The sequence below is a fragment of the Pseudomonas sp. MF6747 genome (assembly GCF_963890955.1).
GTDB lineage: Bacteria > Pseudomonadota > Gammaproteobacteria > Pseudomonadales > Pseudomonadaceae > Aquipseudomonas.
This window is the reverse complement of record NZ_CAWPSZ010000046.1, coordinates 1-549: the sequence shown is the minus strand read 5'-3', so window position 1 is coordinate 549 and position 549 is coordinate 1. Positions and strand designations below refer to the sequence as shown.

At 55.2% G+C, this 549-nt stretch carries 1 pseudogene; it reads right to left on the bottom strand.

The features are described 5' to 3' along the window. Positions 1 to 25: 25 nt before the first annotated feature. Positions 26 to 549 (bottom strand): annotated as a pseudogene (locus tag AACW30_RS25485) (phage tail protein); the annotation flags it as partial.

Sequence of the window (549 nt, the reverse complement as noted above, 5' to 3'; positions counted from 1 at the left end):
GACGGACAAAAAAAGACGGTCATAGTTATTCTCCAATTACCAAAAGACGATAGATGCGTGTGGTGTCGTCATTGGAATACACATAGCCGGACGCGCCGCTAAGGCTTAAGCCTTCGACGCTGCAGGATAGTGAAGTCGCGCCAATGCCGTTGCCAATGCTAATTACCGATTGCATGACTCGCACAGGAAAGGAGGTAGGGAATGTAAGATTCCACCCAACCGCAGCGCCCGCAACGTGCTTAACGGAAAATTCGCACCACTGCATAATCTGCCCATTCAGAAGCCGCCCCCAACCATTCTTGGCAGAGGACTTCATCAGCGCTTTGATTCGACCTGCTTCGCCACCGTCAACCCTAAAAACGAGGTCGGAGCTACCGACGGATACGCCCCCCTCCGCAAACATCCCTGTATCGCCGTCTTCGTCGAACGAATATCCCGCCAATGCGGATGAGTTGCCCGCATCAGGCGCGCCCTTTGGCGCCCGAATTTGGCGGAGGGACTGCACCGCTCCGCCTGCATGCTTGCGCAACAGAACATCGCCGTTCGACA